This is a genomic window from Paracoccus sp. (in: a-proteobacteria), from assembly GCF_030536915.1.
Taxonomy (GTDB): domain Bacteria; phylum Pseudomonadota; class Alphaproteobacteria; order Rhodobacterales; family Rhodobacteraceae; genus Paracoccus.
Genome location: NZ_JAUNPC010000019.1, coordinates 24878 through 42141, shown reverse-complemented (window position 1 = coordinate 42141; position 17264 = coordinate 24878). Strand labels below are relative to the sequence as shown.

The 17264-nt window shown below is 68.3% G+C and carries 19 protein-coding genes; 8 read left to right on the top strand and 11 right to left on the bottom strand.

The window, feature by feature from the left end; all coding sequences use genetic code 11:
* A partial coding sequence (locus Q4F04_RS05440; RefSeq protein WP_303368819.1) for an aminotransferase class V-fold PLP-dependent enzyme occupies positions 1–785 on the bottom strand: 785 nt, incomplete at its 3' end.
* 142 nt (positions 786–927) lie between these two features.
* Between Q4F04_RS05440 and Q4F04_RS05435 the strand changes: the two genes are divergently transcribed.
* Genes Q4F04_RS05435 through Q4F04_RS05420 form a run of 4 tightly spaced genes read left to right on the top strand, consistent with a single transcriptional unit; the run spans position 928 to position 4356 of the window.
* Positions 928–1620, top strand: coding sequence for a type 1 glutamine amidotransferase (locus Q4F04_RS05435; RefSeq protein WP_303368818.1), 693 nt, complete (start codon positions 928–930; stop codon positions 1618–1620).
* Positions 1620–2240, top strand: coding sequence for an FMN-binding negative transcriptional regulator (locus Q4F04_RS05430; RefSeq protein ID WP_303368817.1), 621 nt, complete (start codon positions 1620–1622; stop codon positions 2238–2240). The genes Q4F04_RS05435 and Q4F04_RS05430 overlap by 1 nt, the downstream gene beginning before the upstream one ends.
* Positions 2241–2280: 40 nt before the next feature.
* Positions 2281–3636, top strand: a complete 1356-nt coding sequence (locus Q4F04_RS05425; RefSeq protein WP_303368816.1) for a glutamine synthetase family protein — start codon at positions 2281–2283, stop codon at positions 3634–3636.
* 60 nt (positions 3637–3696) lie between these two features.
* Entirely contained in the window at positions 3697–4356 is a 660-nt protein-coding gene (locus Q4F04_RS05420; RefSeq protein WP_303368815.1) for an SDR family oxidoreductase, read from the top strand.
* Positions 4357–4362: 6 nt separating this feature from the next.
* On the opposite strand, the gene Q4F04_RS05415 is transcribed toward Q4F04_RS05420, so the two are convergent.
* From Q4F04_RS05415 to Q4F04_RS05405, 3 genes are all read right to left on the bottom strand, one after another.
* A complete protein-coding gene (locus tag Q4F04_RS05415) occupies positions 4363–5859 on the bottom strand; it encodes a carboxypeptidase M32 (protein WP_303368814.1) in 1497 nt (498 codons plus the stop codon).
* Positions 5856–6998, bottom strand: coding sequence for a heme A synthase (gene ctaA, locus Q4F04_RS05410; RefSeq protein WP_303368813.1), 1143 nt, complete (start codon positions 6996–6998; stop codon positions 5856–5858). The genes Q4F04_RS05415 and ctaA overlap by 4 nt, the downstream gene beginning before the upstream one ends.
* Positions 6999–7073: 75 nt before the next feature.
* Positions 7074–7829, bottom strand: coding sequence for an RNA methyltransferase (locus Q4F04_RS05405; protein WP_303368812.1), 756 nt, complete (start codon positions 7827–7829; stop codon positions 7074–7076).
* Positions 7830–8002: 173 nt separating this feature from the next.
* Between Q4F04_RS05405 and Q4F04_RS05400 the strand changes: the two genes are divergently transcribed.
* From Q4F04_RS05400 to Q4F04_RS05385, 4 genes are all read left to right on the top strand, one after another.
* Positions 8003–8611: a thiamine phosphate synthase gene (locus tag Q4F04_RS05400; protein WP_303368811.1), complete on the top strand. Its 609-nt coding sequence runs from the start codon at positions 8003–8005 to the stop codon at positions 8609–8611.
* A gap of 79 nt (positions 8612–8690) precedes the next feature.
* A complete protein-coding gene (guaA, locus tag Q4F04_RS05395) occupies positions 8691–10250 on the top strand; it encodes a glutamine-hydrolyzing GMP synthase (RefSeq protein WP_303368810.1) in 1560 nt (519 codons plus the stop codon).
* 133 nt (positions 10251–10383) lie between these two features.
* Positions 10384–11190: a hypothetical protein gene (locus Q4F04_RS05390; RefSeq protein WP_303368809.1), complete on the top strand. Its 807-nt coding sequence runs from the start codon at positions 10384–10386 to the stop codon at positions 11188–11190.
* 19 nt (positions 11191–11209) lie between these two features.
* Positions 11210–11554: a putative quinol monooxygenase gene (locus Q4F04_RS05385; RefSeq protein ID WP_303368808.1), complete on the top strand. Its 345-nt coding sequence runs from the start codon at positions 11210–11212 to the stop codon at positions 11552–11554.
* 64 nt (positions 11555–11618) lie between these two features.
* Here the strand turns inward: Q4F04_RS05385 and Q4F04_RS05380 are convergent, their stop codons facing one another.
* The 7 genes from Q4F04_RS05380 to alr all read right to left on the bottom strand — a co-directional run bounded on the left by Q4F04_RS05380 (position 11619) and on the right by alr (position 17203).
* Positions 11619–12557: a transporter associated domain-containing protein gene (locus Q4F04_RS05380; RefSeq protein WP_303368807.1), complete on the bottom strand. Its 939-nt coding sequence runs from the start codon at positions 12555–12557 to the stop codon at positions 11619–11621.
* Positions 12558–12563: 6 nt separating this feature from the next.
* Complete coding sequence (ybeY, locus tag Q4F04_RS05375; RefSeq protein WP_303368806.1) at positions 12564–13085, bottom strand: rRNA maturation RNase YbeY; 522 nt, start codon at positions 13083–13085, stop codon at positions 12564–12566.
* Positions 13078–14160 carry a PhoH family protein gene (locus tag Q4F04_RS05370; RefSeq protein ID WP_303368805.1) on the bottom strand — a complete coding sequence of 361 codons (1083 nt, stop codon included), beginning with the start codon at positions 14158–14160 and terminating at the stop codon, positions 13078–13080. Before Q4F04_RS05370 ends, ybeY begins: the two co-directional genes overlap by 8 nt.
* Before the next feature lie 87 nt (positions 14161–14247).
* Complete coding sequence (locus Q4F04_RS05365) at positions 14248–15012, bottom strand: ABC transporter ATP-binding protein (protein ID WP_303368804.1); 765 nt, start codon at positions 15010–15012, stop codon at positions 14248–14250.
* Positions 15009–15800 (bottom strand): ABC transporter permease, encoded by a 792-nt coding sequence (locus Q4F04_RS05360; RefSeq protein ID WP_303368803.1) that lies wholly within the window; start codon positions 15798–15800, stop codon positions 15009–15011. Before Q4F04_RS05360 ends, Q4F04_RS05365 begins: the two co-directional genes overlap by 4 nt.
* On the bottom strand, positions 15766–16101 hold the full coding sequence (locus Q4F04_RS05355; RefSeq protein WP_303368802.1) for a hypothetical protein: 336 nt from the start codon (positions 16099–16101) through the stop codon (positions 15766–15768). Before Q4F04_RS05355 ends, Q4F04_RS05360 begins: the two co-directional genes overlap by 35 nt.
* A 61-nt stretch (positions 16102–16162) precedes the next feature.
* Positions 16163–17203 (bottom strand): alanine racemase, encoded by a 1041-nt coding sequence (alr, locus tag Q4F04_RS05350; protein ID WP_303368801.1) that lies wholly within the window; start codon positions 17201–17203, stop codon positions 16163–16165.
* Positions 17204–17264 lie beyond the last annotated feature (61 nt).

Genomic DNA, 17264 nt, shown 5'->3' with positions numbered 1-17264 from the left:
GCCACCAGCGCGTCGGTCGGCATGGTCGCATGATAGGCGTGGCCGCCGTCCTCATAGGCCTTCATGATCGCGCGCCATTTCTTCAGGTCCAGCGCGAAGCTGTCACTGGTCGTGGCTTCCAGCCGCTCCAGCCCGCGCTCCGAGAACATGACCAGACCGGCGGCGGGCGAGGCGCTCCACCCCTTCTGCGGGGCGGAAATCAGCACGTCCACGCCAAGCGCCTTCATGTCCACCCAGATTGCGCCCGAGGCGATGGAATCCAGCACCATCAGCCCGCCGACCTCGTGCACGGCCTTGGCCAGCGCGGCGATATAGTCGTCGGGCAGGATCAGTCCGGCCGAGGTTTCCACATGGGGCGCAAAGACCACCGCCGGGCGCGAGCGGGCGATTTCGGCCACAACATCCTCGATGGGCGCGGGGGCATAGGCGGGACGGGCCTCGTTGCCGTCGGGGCGGGCGGGATGCACCTGCGCCTCGGCGTCGAAATCAACGGCGTCGAGGATCTGCGTCCAGCGGAAGCTGAACCAGCCGTTCCGCACGATCAGCGCGTTGGCGTCCCGCGCGAACTGGCGGGCGACCGATTCCATCGCAAAGGTGCCGCCGCCCGGCACCAGGGCCACGCCCTCGGCGCCATAGACCTCGCGCGCCATGTCCGAGATGTCGCGCATGACCTGCTGGAACTTCTTCGACATGTGGTTGAGGCTGCGGTCGGTGAAGACGACCGAGAACTCCATCAGCCCGTCAGGATCGACATGGCTGTGTCCGTCGTCGCGCAATCCCGTCATGGGGGTGTCTCCTGCATGAACCTGGGGCGAACCTAGCCGCAGCCCGTGCCGTGTGCCAGCCGCGCCTTTGGTCGGACCGCCCCCTTGCGGCCCCCCCGGGGGCAAGCCTACCTTGTCCTCACCACGATCATGAGAGTTCCCGATGCGGATCGGCATCCTGAAGACCGGCCAGTCGCCCGAGGTGACGCGGGCCGAACACGGCGACTACGACGACATGTTCGAGCGGCTGCTGGCCGGGCGCGGCTTCAGCTTCGACAGCTATCACGTCGAAGAACTCGACTTCCCTGCAGGCGTCGATGCTGCTGAGGGCTGGCTGATCACCGGATCGCGCCACGGCGTCTATGAGGATCATCCGTTCATTCCCCGGCTGGAACAGTTCATCCGCGATGCCTTCGCGGCCGAGGTGCCGATGGTCGGCGTCTGCTTCGGCCATCAGGTCATCGCGCAGGCCATGGGCGGGCGGGTGGTCAAGCATCCCGGCGGCTGGCGCGTGGGCGCGAACGACTATGTCATCGGCGGCCAGCCGATGGTGCTGAACGCATGGCACCAGGACCAGGTGGTGGACCTGCCCCCCGGCGCCACGGTCGCCGGCACCAACGAATTCTGCCAGGCCGCTGCGCTGGTCTATGACCACCGCGCCTTCACCGTCCAGCCCCACCCCGAGTTCCGCGACGGCTTCATCGACGGCTTGATCGAGCATCGCGGCGGCCCCGTCCCGCCCGATCTGCTGGACAAGGCCCGCGCCCGCCGGGGCAACGCCGATTCCACGCCGCTGGCCGACCAGATCGAGGCGTTCTTCAAGAATCCGCGGGGGACCGCGGAGGGCCTCGCCTGATGTATGTGCCCCCGCTTTTCGCCGAGGACCGGCCCGAGGTGCTGGCCGCGCTGATGGCCGCCCATCCGCTGGCCACGCTGGTCAGCCTAGGGCCGCAAGGGTTGACGGCGAACCTCATCCCCTTCCTGCACGACGTGGGCGGCGGCGTCCTGCGCGCGCATCTCGCCCGTGCGAACCGGCAGCTTGACGATCTGCGCGAGATGCAGGAGACGGACCGGCAGGTGCTGGTGCTGTTCCAGGGCGCGCAGGCCTATGTCTCGCCCGGCTGGTATGCGACCAAGGCGGAAACCGGCAAGGTGGTGCCGACCTGGAATTATCTTGCCGTCGAGGTCCGGGGCGTGCCCCGCGTCATCGACGACCCCGGGTGGCTGCGCGCGCAGGTGGGCGCGCTGACCGTCCGGCACGAGGCCGCGCAGCAGGCCCCCTGGTCGGTCGGGGACGCGCCCGAGTCCTTCGTCGCGGCGCAACTGCGCGGCATCGTCGGAGTTGAGATTCCGGTGGCGCATATCGCCGGCAAGTGGAAGGTCAGCCAGAACCGCGGCCTTCCTGACCGGCAGGGCGTGATCGCCGGGCTTGCCGCGCAGGACAATCCGATGGCCGGGATCGTTCCCGGCGCCTGAACCCGAAAGCGAAAGCCGGCCCGGCCGGCGGAAAGTAACCATGTCAGACTGGCTGACGAACATCCCGCAAGCCGCCCGCGACTATGTCGAGGGCCGACGGCTCGACGAGGTCGAGTGCATCGTTCCCGACATGGCGGGCGTCGCCCGTGGCAAGGCGATGCCCGCATCGAAGTTCGCGCGGCAGGAAAGCTTCTACCTGCCGAACTCGATCTTCCTGCAGACGATCACGGGGGAATGGGCGGACAATCCCGCCGGCGCCTTCACCGAACCCGACATGGTGCTAATCCCCGACTTTGACACGGTATCGGCCGCGCCCTGGACGGCCGACGTGACGCTGCAGGTGATCCACGACGTCTTCGACCAGCAGGGTCAGCCGATCCCCGTCGCGCCGCGCAACGTGCTGAAGCGCATCGTCGGCCTTTACGCCGAACGCGGCTGGCGGCCCATCGTGGCGCCCGAGATGGAGTTCTTCCTCGTCGCCCGCAACATCGACCCGAACCAGCCGATCCAGCCGCCGATGGGCCGGTCGGGCCGTCGCGCGGCGGCCAAGCAGGCCTATTCGCTGTCGGCGGTGGACGAATACGGCAAGGTGATCGACGACATCTACGACTTCGCCGAGGCGCAGGGCTTCGAGATCGACGGCATCCTGCAGGAAGGCGGCGCGGGGCAGGTGGAAATCAACCTCGCCCACGGCGACCCGGTGAAGCTGGCGGACGAGATCTTCTACTTCAAGCGCCTGATCCGCGAGGCCGCGCTGCGTCACGACTGCTTCGCCACCTTCATGGCCAAGCCCATCGAGGGCGAGCCGGGCAGCGCCATGCACATCCACCACTCGGTGATCGACGTGGAAACGGGGCGCAACATCTTCTCGGACGAGAAGGGCCGCGAGACGCCCGAGTTCCTGCATTTCATCGCCGGGATGCAAAGCCACCTGCCTGCCGCGATCGCGCTGCTGGCTCCTTACGTCAACAGCTACCGCCGCTATGTCCCGGACTTCGCCGCGCCCATCAACCTTGAATGGGGCCGCGACAACCGCACTACAGGGCTGCGGGTGCCGATCTCGGCCCCGGACGGCCGACGGGTCGAAAACCGGCTGGCGGGGATGGACTGCAACCCCTACCTCGGCCTCGCAGCGTCCCTTGCGACCGGCTACCTGGGACTGGTGCAGGCCGCGAACCCACGCGCCGAATGCCTCGGCGACGCCTACATGTCCGAGGACGAGCTGCCCACGAACCTGGGCGACGCGCTGGACGAGATGGTGGCGTCGGAACCCATGCGCGAGGTGCTGGGGTCCGAGTTCGTTGCCGTCTACGAGGCCGTCAAGCGCAACGAATACAAGGAGTTCCTGCAGGTGATCAGCCCGTGGGAACGCGAGCATCTGCTGCTGAACGTTTAAAGCCGGGGTGCGTCCATTCACCGCTTGCGGCCACGCGCGGGCGGTGGCAATGGGCTGGGCATGAGCGACAGAGACCAGAAACTTGCCATCGTGACCGGCGCCTCGCGCGGCCTCGGCGCGGCCCTTGCCGAACGCCTCGGCGCGCGCGGCTACCATGTCGTTGCCGTCGGCCGGACGACCGGCGCGCTTGAGGAACTGGATGACCGCATCCGCGCCGTCGGCGGCGCCGCGACGCTGGCGCCGATGGACATCACCCAGCCCGCGGCGATGATCCAGCTTGTGCAGGCGGTGCTGGACCGCTGGGGCGGCTGCGACCTGTGGGCGCATGCGGCGATCCATGCCGCACCTCTCGGACCGGCGCCCCATGTCGATCCCAAGGACATGGACCGCTCGGTCTCGACCAACATCACCGCGACGCACGGGCTGTCGGTCCTGATCGAGCCGCTGCTGCGCGCCCGCAACGGCACTGCGCTGTTCTTCGACGACCCGCGCGGAGGCGAGCCCTTCTTCGGCGCCTATGGCGCGACCAAGGCCGCCCAGATAGCCTTTGCCCGCAGCTGGCAGGCTGAAAACCAGCGCATCGGCCCGCGCGTCGTCATCGCCACGCCGAAGCCGATGCCGACCGCCATACGGGGCCGCTTCTTCCCCGGAGAGGACCGCTCGGCCCTCACCCCCTGCCGGGCCGAGGCTGACCGCATCCTGTCGGAACTGGCGATCTGACGGCCCCTACAGGCCGTAGATCGCCCCGAACTTTTCTTCCAGGTAGGCCAGCAGCGGCTCGGGCGTGACCGGGCCGCCGACGGCCTGCTCGACCAGCGCGGCGGGTTCGTAAAGCCCGCCGTGGCGCTGCAGGTTCTCGCGCAGCCATTCCGTTCCCGGCGTTGCGTCGCCCCGCGCCAGCGACTCGTCCAGATCCGGCACCGCGTCCCGCATCGCCGCGTTCAGCGCGCCGGCATAGACATTCCCCAGCGCATAGGTCGGAAAATAGCCGAACAGCCCGACCGACCAATGGACATCCTGCAGCACCCCGTTCGAGGGCCGATCCACGGCCACGCCGAAATCGCGCAGGAAGCGGGCATTCCAAGCCTCCTCCAGATCGTCGGTCGAGAGCCGTCCTGCGATCAGGTCGCGTTCCAGGTCGAAGCGCATCATGATGTGCAGGTTGTACTGCACCTCATCCGCCTCGGTGCGGATATAGCCCGGAGTCACCCGGTTGACGGTGCGGTAGAAGGCGTCCGCATCGGGCACCGACAGCCCGCCCATCATGTCGCTCATCCGCTGGAACAGCCAGCCGGCAAAGGCCCGGCTGCGACCCATCTGGTTCTCGTATAGCCGGCTCTGGCTTTCGTGGACGCCCATGGACACGCCGCGGCCCAGCGGCGTGAAGGCGTGGTCGGGGTCGATCCCCTGCTCATAGCCCGAATGGCCGACCTCGTGGATGGTCGAGTAGATGCAGTTGAAGGGGTCGGCTTCCACGATCCGCGTGGTGATCCGACTGTCCTGCCAGCGCCCGCTGGAGAAGGGATGCACCGCGATGTCCATCCGCCCCCGCGTCCAGTCATAGCCGAAGCCCGTCGCGCAGGCGCGGGCAAGACGCATCTGGCCTTCCTGCGGGAAGCGCCCTTCCAGCGGCGCGGGCTGGTCGGATGCGCCCAGCACGGCCTCGCGCAACTGCACCAGCCGGGGGTGCATGGCGTCGAACAGGGCCGCGATCTCGGCCTGCGTGGTGCCGGGTTCATAATCATCCAGCAGCGCGTCGTAAGCGTCGCCACCGCCGAAGCCCGCCGCGACCAGCGCATGGGCCTGGTCCTGCTTCAGCACGAGGATCTGGTCCAGCGTCGGCATGAAGTCCGCAGGCTCCTCGTTGGCCCGCGCCCCGGCCCATATCCCCTGCCCGAGGCTCGTCTGCCGCGCGAGTTCTGTCGCGAGATCGGCGGGAATCGCGTTCGCCCGCGCATGGTCGCGGGTGATCAGGGCAAGGATACGCTCCTCGCTTTCCGTCTGCGGGTCGGCGGCGTCCAGCCACTCGCCGATGCGCGGATCGGTGCGGCGCTCGTGCAGGACGGATTCGATCGCGGCCATCTCCTCGGACCGCTGCTCGACCGCGCCGCGCGGCATCACGGTCTCCTGGTCCCAGGACAGCCGCTCGGCGACCGAGGACAGCGCCTCGGTCTGGCGCTGAAAGGCCAGAAGGGCGTTCATCGCTGCATTCTCCGAAATCATCGGATCGTCCCCCTGACGCTGGTTTCATAAGGATAGCGGGCGTGGTGCCGCGCCCGGATGATCAGCACGAACAGCGCCACCGCGCCGAACTGATGCGCCAGCGCCTCGCCCAAGGGCGCGCCGCGCATCACCGTGACGATGCCCAGCACGATCTGGAAGGCGACCGCCGCGATCATCACCGTGAAGGCCCCCCGCGTCACCGGATGGGGCGAACGGCGCGAGCGCAGCCAGACCACCACGGCGAAGATCGCCAGCAGGTAGGCCACCATCCGGTGCGTGAACTGCACCGTGGCCGCGTTCTCGAAGAAGTTGCGCCAGCCGAGCACGGGGTCCCAGATGGCGGCCGGAATCCACTCGCCGCCCATCCGGGGCCAGCCGGTATATTGCCGCCCCGCGTCGATCCCTGCGACCAAGGCGCCGATCAGGATCTGAACGAAACTCAGGTGCATCAGGCCGGTGGTCATGGAAAACAGCTTCGGCTCACCTGCCCGGCGGGCGCGGATCAGTTGCGCCTCGGGGCGGTCCAAATGGAACACATACCAGGCGATCAGCCCGAGGATGGCGAAGGCGAGCCCCAGATGCGTTGCCAGCCGGTAGGAGGCGACCGCCGTCATGCCCTCGACCAGACCCGAGGCGACCATCCACCAGCCGATGGCCCCCTGCAGCGCGCCCAAGCCGCCCACGATCAGCAGCCGCGGCGTCCAGCCCGGCGGGATGCGTTTCGTCAGCCAGAAGAACAGGAATCCAACGGCCCAGACGAGGCCCACGGCACGGCCGAGCTGCCGGTGGCTCCATTCCCACCAGTAGATGCGCTTGAACCCGGCAAGGTCCATCGTCGGGTTGTCCTCGCGGAACTGGGGGATCTGCTGGTATTTCGCGAACTCGGCCTCCCACGCCGCCGCGCCGCTGGGCGGCAGCGCGCCGGTCACGGGCTTCCATTCGGTGATCGACAGGCCCGATCCGGTCAGCCGCGTGGCGCCCCCCAGCGCGATCATGGCAGCGACCAGCACGAAAAGGACGATCAGCCAGACGCGGATCGCGCCCCGCGCGCCCTTGGGGGCGGTGTCGATCAGGTTGGCGACGGGTCGGGCGGAAGGCGTCGCGGTGGACACCTCCTCGAAAATCGGGCGCTTGGCCATGCGGGGCCCCTTCGGTGTTCGCTTGCAGTCCGCTTGCGGGATGCGGCCGGACATTGGCGTTCCGGCCCGCAAAGGTCAATCCGCGCGGCTTTTCCACGTCAGTTGCCGCACCATGCCATGCAGGATCTGCACGTCCGCGCGGGTCAACGGCAGGCGCGACCACAGGTTCCGCAACGTCAGCCGCATGGGCGCGGCCTTTTCCGGCGGGAAGAAGAACCGCGCCTCGGTCAGCTTCTCCTCCCAGTGGTCGGCGAGCCTTTCGATCTCCAGCCGCGTTGCCGGGATTTCACCCGGCGGGCGCTTGGCGGCGGGGGCGGGCTGAGCCGGCAGGGCGTCCCTGCCCCATTCATAGCCCATCAGCAGCACAGCCTGCGCGAGGTTCAGCGAGGGAAACTCCGGGTTCACCGGCACGGTCACGATGGCATTGGCCCGCGCGATGTCGTCGTTCTCCAGCCCCGCCCGCTCCGGGCCGAAGATCAGGGCGACATGGCGTCCCTTGGTCACAAGCCCGCGGGCCTCTGCCATGGCCGTCGCGGGCGTATGGACGGGCTTCGTCAACTCGCGTCCCCGCGCGGTGGTAGCATAGGCGTGATCCACATCGAACATCGCCTCGGCCAGCGTCGGGAAGACCCGCGCCCGGTCCAGCACCTGCCCCGCCGCGCCCGAGGCCATCGCCACGGCGCGCGGATTGGGCCAGCCGTCGCGTGGATCGACCAGCCGCATTCCGGTCAGCCCGAAGTTCAGCATCGCGCGGGCGGCCGCCCCGATGTTCTCGCCCATCTGCGGGCGCACGAGGATGACGACGGGTTGCAGGGCAGAGATCTCGGTCATGCGCCGCCCCTAGCGCGCAGCCGCGCCACGGGCAAGCGGGCGGGCGAGATGCCTCATCTCCTCTTCTTCGTTCAAGTATCCCGGGGTCCGGGGCAGAGCCCCGGTCTGACGCCCCCTTCCCCGCGGCGCGTCCCTGCGGTATCCCGATCCACTGCCACAAAAGGAACCCCGCCATGACCGAGGACGCGCCGCAGCTTTACCTGATCGCCCCTACGCTGATCACGGCATCCGAACTCGGGGACCGGCTTTCGGCGGTGCTGAACGCCCATCCCGTCGCCTGCCTGCGCCTGCCGGGCGCCGGGGACGAGGCCGAACTGGGCCGCATGGCCGATATGGCCCGCGACATCGCGCACGCCCGCGACGTGGCGGTGGTGATCGAGGATCACGTCGCCCTGGCGCAGCGCCACGGGCTGGATGGCGTTCACCTGACGGGTGGCGCGCGCGCAGTGCGCTATGCCCGGAAGGAGCTTGGCGCCGATGCCATCGTCGGGGCATTCTGCGGTGCCTCGCGGCACGAGGGCATGAATGCGGGCGAGGCCGGGGCCGACTACGTTTCTTTCGGACCCTGCGGCCCGACCGCGCTGGGGCATGGAGAGCCTGTCGGCCTCGACCTGTTCCAATGGTGGTCCGAGATGATCGAGGTCCCCGTCGTGGCCGAGGGCGCGCTTGACGCCGCGCTGATCCGCCAGATCTGGGGGATCGCCGACTTCATCGCCCTCGGGCCGGAAATCTGGTCCGCCGACGATCCCGCAACAGCGCTTTCGGCGCTCTGGCCCGAATGAGGCGGCGTCGTGCCCCGTGGCGCGCGATCCTCTGAACGCAGGCTTGCCGACGCCCACGCGCGGGCCTAAAGCGCGGGACATGACCCAGCACCAGCGCCTGCTCATCATCGACTTCGGCTCTCAGGTCACGCAGCTCATCGCGCGGCGGCTTCGCGAGCTTAATGTTTTCTGCGAGATACGCGCCTATCAGGCCGTGACGGATGCCGAACTGCGGGCCGACCCGCCGCAGGCGGTGATCCTTTCGGGTGGCCCCGACAGCGTCACGCGCGAGGGCAGCCCGCGCGCCCCGCAGGCAGTGTTTGAACTGGGCGTGCCGGTCTTCGGCATCTGCTACGGCCAGCAGGTGATGATGCAGCAGCTTGGCGGCCGGGTCGAGGCGGGGCACCATGCCGAATACGGCCGCGCCTTCGTGACCCCTGCGCCGGGCCATGCGGGCGACGGCATCTTCGCGGGCCTGTTTGCTGACGGGCGCGAGGAAGTCTGGATGAGCCACGGCGACCGCGTCACTGCTTTGGCCCCCGGCTTTGCGGTGATCGGCACCTCGCCCGGCGCGCCCCTGGCGATGATCGCGGATGAATCGCGCCGCTTCTATGCCGTGCAGTTCCACCCCGAGGTGCATCACACCCCGAACGGCCGCATCATGCTGGAAAACTTTGTCCGGCTTGCGGGCTTCACCGGCGACTGGACCATGGCCGGCTACCGCGCCGAGGCCGTGCGCCGTATCCGCGAACAGGTGGGCGACGCCAAGGTGATCTGCGGGCTGTCGGGCGGCGTGGATAGCTCGGTCGCGGCCGTCCTGATCCACGAGGCGATCGGCGACCAGCTGACCTGCGTCTTCGTCGACCACGGCCTTCTGCGGCTGGGCGAGGCCGAGGAGGTCGTGACCATGTTCCGCGACCATTACAACATCCCGCTGATCCACGCCGACGAATCCGAGCTGTTCCTGGGCGAGCTGGAAGGCGTCAGCGACCCCGAGGTCAAGCGCAAGACCATCGGCCGCCTGTTCATCGACGTGTTCCAGAAGCACGCGGCCGAGATCGGCGGGGCCGAGTTCCTGGCGCAGGGGACGCTTTACCCCGATGTGATCGAATCGGTCAGCTTCAGTGGCGGCCCCTCGGTCACGATCAAGTCGCACCACAATGTCGGCGGCTTGCCCGAGAAGATGGGCCTCAAGCTGGTGGAACCGCTGCGCGAGTTGTTCAAGGACGAGGTCCGTGCCCTTGGCCGCGAACTGGGCCTGCCCGAGCAGTTCATCGGCCGCCATCCCTTCCCCGGCCCCGGCCTCGCCATCCGCTGCCCCGGCGAGATCACCCGCGAGAAGCTGGAGATCCTGCGCCGTGCCGACGCGGTCTACATCGACCAGATTCGCAGGCACGGGCTTTACGACGAGATCTGGCAGGCCTTTGTCGCGATCCTGCCGGTCCGCACCGTGGGGGTGATGGGCGACGGGCGCACCTATGATTTCGCCTGCGCTTTGCGGGCGGTGACCTCGGTCGACGGGATGACTGCGGATTACTATCCCTTCACGCACCAGTTCCTTGGCGAGACGGCGACGCGCATCATCAACGAAGTCAAGGGCATAAACCGGGTGACTTACGACATCACCTCAAAGCCGCCGGGCACGATCGAATGGGAATGACCGGCCGCTTGCGCGAAGGCTGAGACCCATCCGGCGGAACCTGGCCGGACCTGCGGGCGACCCTCAGCAATTCGTTGGCAAGCGCCTGTTCTTGTGCATGATCGGGCCAGAGGTGTTTTCCCGAGTTCTTATCATGCGCCTTTTGCAAGCCCTTCTTGTCGCACTCTGCCTGTATTTTCCGGCAATCGCCGCCCAAGCTGACAACGCCACCTGCGAGATCACCGTCAAGGGCGAGCGCGTGGATGGTCCTTGCCGGTTCCAGCCGCATCGGGGCGGCAGCTTCAGCATCGCCATGATGGACGGCAGGCTGATGGGCGGCGCGACCTCGCTGTCGCTTGACGTCGTCTCGGCGGGCGTGGGCGAGGTGCGCGGCCTGACCGCCTTCAGCGTCCGGTCCCGCTGGGGCGAGGCAAGGCGGATGGAACAGGACCGGGCCTGCTGGCGCGGGACGGATTTCACCCTCTGCGTCCGGGCGGCAGCCGATCAGCCCCCGCCTTCGTCCACCGTCTTTTCCGGGCGCTGCCACATGGATGTCTGCACCTGGGTGGACCAGCCCCCCGCGCGCCAGATCGGAACCGGCAGCGGCAGGATTCCGGGGCGGCGGGTGGAAACCACCGTCAGCCTGGCGCAAAGCGAGCATCTCGGCGGCAGCTATCCCGACACGCTGCCCGAGGGGCTGGAATGGACGGCACCGCAACCCGCACAGTTCTTCTGCTCGACCATCCGGCCCGCCTTCCTTGACGCGGATGGAAGCTGGATGGTCCTGCCCCTGCCCGAGGTGTTCGGCGCGACCGAAAGCGTCACCCGCCGCTACCTGCGCGCCTGCCATCCGGGGACCGAGGGCCGCGACCCCTACCGGATGCCGGCTGTGCTGGGCTATTCCGCCGGGATGCCACGGCAGGATCTTTACCCCGACTTCGATTCCCTGATCCGGGGCTGATCTATCAAGGAGCATCTTCATGTCGGCTTGTGCCTGCGGCTGCGGCCATCACCATCATGACAGCAGCCCCCCGGCCCCAATCGGCGCCCAGATCGGGCGCTCGGGCCACATCACCTGCGCCGACCCGACGCAGTTGATGACCCTGCTGATGCATGTCGAGGCCCATGTCCTCGCCAGCCGCGCCGAGCCCGGCTGCCTTTACTTCGAGATCGCGCAGACCGATGATCCGCTGGTCTGGCGCGTCGAGGAACTGTTCCGCGATGCCGAGGCCCTCGCTGCCCACCGCCGGCGCACCGCCGCAAGCGCATGGGCCACGGCAACCGCCGGGATGTCCCGCAACCTTCGCGACGTCACCGCGGCCTGATTCGCATCCGGCCAATGGCCTGCGACAGCTTTCCGCAGGCCATCCCCGGCATCGCGTCGGCGCATCAGGCGATGGTTGTCCCCGACCCGCTGCCGGGAAGCCGAAGCCGGACGCGTTTGATCCGGCGGGCATCGGCGTCCAGCACCTCGAACTCGACCCCGTTGTCATCGCGCACGATCTCGCCAATGATCGGCACCCGGCCGGCGAGCATGAAGATCAGCCCCCCCACGGTATCGATCTCTTCCTCGTAGACGCCGCAGACCAGCTTGGTGCCGATCTCTGCCTCGACCCGGTCGATGGGCGCGCGCGCCAGCACCAGCCACTGGCCGGGGCGTTCCTGCACCCACAACTCGTCGTCGCTGTCGTCATGCTCGTCGTCGATCTGGCCAATCACCTGCTCGATCAGGTCCTCGATCGTTACCAGCCCGTCGACGCCGCCGTATTCGTCGATCACCAGCGCCATGTGGATACGCTTCTGCTGCATCTGCTGCAGCAGCGCGCCGATGGGCATCGAGCCGGGAACATAGAGCAGCGGACGCAGCAGCGGCCGCAGCGCAAAGCGCGGCGCCCCCTTGGGCGCAAAGCCGTGCTTGAGCGCGAGGTCCTTGAGATGGACCAGCCCCAGCGGCTGGTCCAGATTGCCGCGGTGGACCGGCAGGCGGGAATATCCGTGTTCGCGGAAGACCTCGACCAGTTCGGGCAGGCCGACCGTCACCGGAACGGCGACGATGTCGGCCTTGTTCACGGCGACATCGTCCACGGTCTTGCGGCGCAGGTTCAGGATGCTCGGGGCCTGGACCGAGGTGGCGGCCTCCATCATCGAATCGGGGCCGTCCTCGTTGTCCGAGGAAAGCGGCCCCAGGGTCTTGAAGATGCGGCCGAGAAAACCGCGCGGCGCGGCTTCGCGCGGCTCACGCGACGCCTCGCTCCAACTCGGAGGTTCGGCGGCGTCGTCCTGGGGATCGTCCGCGGCATGCGAGTCCGGGCTTCGGGGATCGTTCATGAACATTCAATGCTCTCGGTAAGGATCCGGGATGCCGAGACCGGCGAGAATTGAACGCTCGGCATCCTCCATGGTTTCCGCATCGGCCTCGACCTCGTGATCGTAGCCGGCCAGATGCAGGATGGCGTGGACCAGCAGATGGGTCACATGGTCGGCAAAGGGCTTGCCCTGCGATTCGGCCTCGGCCAGGCAGGTATCATAGCTGATGGCGATGTCGCCCAGTTCATCCGTCTCCGGCGGCACCGGCACCTCGCCCGGTTTCCGGGGAGCATGTTCGATCGAGGGCCAGCTGAGCACGTTGGTGGGCTTGGCCTTGCCACGGAAATGGTCGTTCAGTCCGGCAATGCGGGTATCGTCGCAGCCCATGACGACGATCTCGACCGGGTCGATCCCCATGTGGCGCGTCGTGGCAACGGCCGCCCGCTGGGCCATGCCCTGCAAATCGACGTCCAGCCAGCGTTCATCCTCGATCACCAGATCCACGGGGTCCGGTCCGGCATGAAGCTGCGGCTCGGTGGCATCAGGCATTGCGCGGTCCGCGCCATTCGCGCCGCGGAGGATAGGCGCCCTGACTCTGCGGCGGGGCGTCGGGGTCGCCGCCGCGTTCGTCGTCGGCGTCATAGGCCTGGATGATGCGCGCGACCAGCGGGTGCCGCACCACGTCCTGCGCGGTGAAGTAGCTGAACGAGATCCCCGGCACCCCGCCGAGGATACGCTCGGCGTCGCGCAGGCCCGATTGCACGCCACGCGGCAGGTCCACCTGGGTCCGGTCGCCGGTGATGACCATGCGCGAGCCTTCGCCCAGGCGGGTCAGGAACATCTTCATCTGCATGGTGGTGGCATTCTGCGCCTCGTCCAGCACCACGAAGGCATTTGCAAGCGTGCGGCCGCGCATGAAGGCCAGCGGCGCGATCTCGATGCGCTTTTCCTCGACCAGCTTCTGCATCTGGCGCGCCGGAATGAAATCGTTCAGCGCATCATACAGAGGCTGCATGTAGGGATCGACCTTTTCCTTCATGTCGCCGGGCAGGAAGCCCAGACGCTCGCCCGCCTCGACGGCGGGGCGGGACAGGATGATCTTGTCCACATGGCCGTCGATCAGCATGGTGACCCCGACCGCGACCGCCAGATAGGTCTTGCCGGTGCCCGCCGGGCCGATCCCGAAGGCGAGTTCGTTGGCGAAAAGCGCCCGGACATAGTCGCGCTGCGCCTCGGTCCGGGGTTCGACGGTCTTCTTGCGGGTCCGAAGCTCGATCTTGCCCTGCCCGAACATCTCGAGCTGCTGGGCCGGGCTGGGTGCCGGCACATCCGGCTCGGTCCCCATCCGAAGGGCGGCCTCGACCTCGTTCAGCTCGACGTTGCGGCCCTGTTCCAGCCGGGCGTAAAGGCCCTGCAGGATCTGCGCGGCCTCGGCCTGGGCCTCGGGCGGGCCCATGATCGCCAGCAGGTTGCCACGCCGGATGACATGGACGCCAAGCGCCTGCTCGATGCGGGCAAGGTGCCGGTCATGCGGGCCGCACAGGTCGATCAGCAGGCGGTTGTCGGGAAACTCCAGCAGGGTCTCGCCGGTCGGGGCGGAAAGGTTCGTCGGGGTCAAACCCACTGCGTCCTCGTCATTGGATCGGTTCCATGTTGCAGGCGGGCCGGGGCGAAGGCAAGGCTTCGCGTCTTAACTTGCTTGAAGGCCGTTTCATCGCGCCCGATCCTGCAGGGCCAGAGGGCGCCAGTCCAGCGGCTCGCCTTCCACGAAGGCCCGCAGGACCGAATCATCCGCGCTGTCCATCCCGGCCACGGTTCCCTGCCAGCGGACCCGGCCATTGTCCAGCATCGCCACGCGGTCGGCGATGGTCCGCACGCTTGTCATGTCATGGGTGATGGTCACGGCGGTCGCATGCGTCTCGGTCACGATATCGCGGATCAGCCGGTTGATCGCGGCGGCGCGCTGGGGGTCGAGCCCGGTGGTCGGCTCGTCGAAGAAGATCACCTTCGGGTCGGCGGCAATGGCGCGGGCAAGGCCCACGCGCTTGCGCATCCCCCCCGACAGGTCGGCGGGCATCCGGTCGGCGACCTCGAGGCCAAGGCCCACGCGAGCCAGCCGTTCCACCGCGCGGGCGCGGGCCTTGGCGGCGGGCATCGCCTGCAGCAGCCGGAAGGCCACGTTGCGCCAGACGGGCAGGCTGTCGAACAGCGCCGCGTTCTGGAACAGCATCCCGAAATCCCGCATGAACCGCGCCCGTGTTGCCGGCGTGGCGGCTTCGCCATGCAGCAGAACCTCGCCGGCATCGGCCTCCTCAAGCCCGAGGATCGTGCGCATCAGCACCGACTTGCCCGAGCCGGAGCCGCCGATCACGACAAGGCTTTCCCCCTGCGCCACCGACAGATCGACGCCGTCCAGAACCTTCTGACCGGCAAATGACTTGACCAGTCCGCGCGCCTCGATGACCGGGGCGCTCATGTGAAGAACAGCCCGGTCAGGATGAAATTCGCCGCAAGGATGCCGACCGAGGCCGCCACCACCGATCCGGTCGTCGCCCGGCCCACTCCCGCGGCGCCGCGGCCCGCATGCATCCCGAACCAGCAGCCCGCCAGCGCCACGATGAAGCCGAAGACCGCGCCCTTGATGAGTCCTGAGACCACGTCCCATGTTTCCAGAAAGGCCCAGGAGTTCGACAGATAGGCCTGAGAGGTGAAGCCTAGGGTCGTGGTCCCGATCAGCCAGCCGCCCATGATGCCGATGGTGTCGCCGACGCCCACCAGCAGCGGCACGGTCAGGATCGCCGCCCACAGGCGCGGGGCGACCAGCCAGCCCATCGGATCGGTGGACAGCGTCATCAGCGCGTCGATCTGTTCGGTCACGCGCATGGACCCCAGTTCCGCCGCGATGGACGAGGCGACCCGCGCCGCCACCATCAGCCCGCCTAGAACCGGTCCCAGTTCCCGCGCCATGCCGATGGCGACAATGGCGGGCACCACGTCGCCGGCCTGGAAACGCTCGCCCCCCGCATTGATCTGCAGGGCGAGCGCCGCGCCGGTGAACAGCGCCGTCAGCCCCACGACCGGCAGCGACAGCCAGCCGATCCGCAGCAGTTGCTCGGCCAGGCGCGGCAGGGAAAATCCGGGCGCAGCCAGTCCCCGCGCGGCGAAGATCGCGACTGCCCCGGTGCCGCGCACCAGCGCCAGCGTGGCCCGGCCGATGGCGCGGACCGGGTCAGGCCGGCGAAAGGGTCGCGCGTGTCGGGTCAAGGGGCAATTCGATCCGCAGCCGTTGCGAGAGATAGGAAGGGTCCGCCGAGGCGCTGGACAGCTTGAAGCCTTCGCCCAGCAGATGCCGCACATACATCTTGTTGTAGATGAAGGGGAACACCAGCCCCGACAGGCCGAAGGTGACGCAGCCCACCAAAAAGATGATGACCGCACCGAGCCAGTGGCCCCGGAACAGCGCCGGGAAGAAACCGAAGAACAGCGTCGTCCACGAGAACCCGACCCGGGCCTGCTTGAGCCGCCCGGTCTGCGGATGGTGAAAATTGATGGTCGCGTAAGCCATGCCGAATCCTCCTGAAGCGATCAGATGAGGGATCGGGTAGCATGGGCGCCCTAACGCATGCTTAAGCCGGCCGGTATTCGCGCGGATAGCGCGGACCCAGCGAGGTCAGGATCTCGTAGCCGATGGTCCCGGCCAGCGTAGCCAGGGCGTCCACGCCCTGCCGGTCGTTCAGGATCTCCAGCGTATCGGGGACATCGGGCAGGTCGGTCACATCGACGGTGATGAGGTCCATCGACACGCGCCCGACCACCGGCACGCTGCGCCCGCCCGCCCAGAGCCGCAGCCCCTTGCCCGACAGGGCGCGCGGCAACCCGTCGGCATAGCCCGCCGACACGGTCGCGATGCGGCAGGGACGTGGGGCTGTCCAGGTGCAGCCGTAGCCCACCGCCTCACCCGCGGCCAGGTTGCGGGTCTGGATGACCTCCAGCGACAGGGTGACGACCGGGCGCGCCGCGGCGAAGGGCTCGGCCCCGTAAAGACCGATGCCGGGGCGGGTCACGTCGAAATGATACTCGGACCCCAGCAGGATGCCGCCGGTCGCCGCCAGGGAACGGGGGGCCGCGATGCCCTCGGTCATCCCGCGAAAGGCGCGAAGCTGCGCGGCATTGGCCGCATGGCCGGGCTCGTCGCCGCACATCAGGTGCGACATGACCAGCGCGGGGCCGGTCCCCGTGCCGGTGCGCGCCGACAATGCCTCGGACCTGACGGCTGCCCATTCGGCAGGCTCGAAGCCCAAGCGGTTCATCCCCGAGTCGAGCTGGATCGCAAAGGCACCGCGCGGTCGCAGCGCACGGTCGCGAAAGAACTGCGCGGGACCGTTCAGCACCGGGATCAGCCCTGTCAGGTCCTGCCCCGGCATGTGCCCCGACAGGATGAAGATGCACGCATCGGGGCCGAGAAGCGAGCGGATCGCCCTGCCCTCGGACGCCTGGGCCACGAAGAAGTCCCGCGCACCCGCCCCGTAAAGCGCAGGCGCCACCATGGCGGCGCCAAGGCCATAGGCATCCGCCTTGACCACCGCGCCGGGCCGCGAGCCGGGGGCGAGCGCGGCAAGCGCCTTCCAGTTCGCCACCAGGGCGGCAAGGTCGATCGTCAATCCCATGGCTTCCGGGATGGCCGCGCCCGCCGCCCGCGTCAAGGGCGCCGTTCAGCGGGTTTAGCTG

Bases quoted from the DNA above. Each gene is read 5' to 3' on its own strand.
- guaA (WP_303368810.1), top strand. From the start codon at position 8,691: ATGACCCAGCACCAGCGCCTGCTCATCATCGACTTCGGCTCTCAGGTC.
- ybeY (WP_303368806.1), bottom strand. From the start codon at position 13,085: ATGCCTGATGCCACCGAGCCGCAGCTTCATGCCGGACCGGACCCCGTG.
- Q4F04_RS05380 (WP_303368807.1), bottom strand. From the start codon at position 12,557: ATGAACGATCCCCGAAGCCCGGACTCGCATGCCGCGGACGATCCCCAG.
- Q4F04_RS05415 (WP_303368814.1), bottom strand. From the start codon at position 5,859: ATGATTTCGGAGAATGCAGCGATGAACGCCCTTCTGGCCTTTCAGCGC.
- Q4F04_RS05355 (WP_303368802.1), bottom strand. From the start codon at position 16,101: ATGGCTTACGCGACCATCAATTTTCACCATCCGCAGACCGGGCGGCTC.
- Q4F04_RS05385 (WP_303368808.1), top strand. From the start codon at position 11,210: ATGTCGGCTTGTGCCTGCGGCTGCGGCCATCACCATCATGACAGCAGC.
- alr (WP_303368801.1), bottom strand. From the start codon at position 17,203: ATGGGATTGACGATCGACCTTGCCGCCCTGGTGGCGAACTGGAAGGCG.
- Q4F04_RS05400 (WP_303368811.1), top strand. From the start codon at position 8,003: ATGACCGAGGACGCGCCGCAGCTTTACCTGATCGCCCCTACGCTGATC.
- Q4F04_RS05425 (WP_303368816.1), top strand. From the start codon at position 2,281: ATGTCAGACTGGCTGACGAACATCCCGCAAGCCGCCCGCGACTATGTC.
- Q4F04_RS05435 (WP_303368818.1), top strand. From the start codon at position 928: ATGCGGATCGGCATCCTGAAGACCGGCCAGTCGCCCGAGGTGACGCGG.
- Q4F04_RS05390 (WP_303368809.1), top strand. From the start codon at position 10,384: ATGCGCCTTTTGCAAGCCCTTCTTGTCGCACTCTGCCTGTATTTTCCG.
- Q4F04_RS05365 (WP_303368804.1), bottom strand. From the start codon at position 15,012: ATGAGCGCCCCGGTCATCGAGGCGCGCGGACTGGTCAAGTCATTTGCC.
- Q4F04_RS05430 (WP_303368817.1), top strand. From the start codon at position 1,620: ATGTATGTGCCCCCGCTTTTCGCCGAGGACCGGCCCGAGGTGCTGGCC.
- Q4F04_RS05420 (WP_303368815.1), top strand. From the start codon at position 3,697: ATGAGCGACAGAGACCAGAAACTTGCCATCGTGACCGGCGCCTCGCGC.
- ctaA (WP_303368813.1), bottom strand. From the start codon at position 6,998: ATGGCCAAGCGCCCGATTTTCGAGGAGGTGTCCACCGCGACGCCTTCC.
- Q4F04_RS05405 (WP_303368812.1), bottom strand. From the start codon at position 7,829: ATGACCGAGATCTCTGCCCTGCAACCCGTCGTCATCCTCGTGCGCCCG.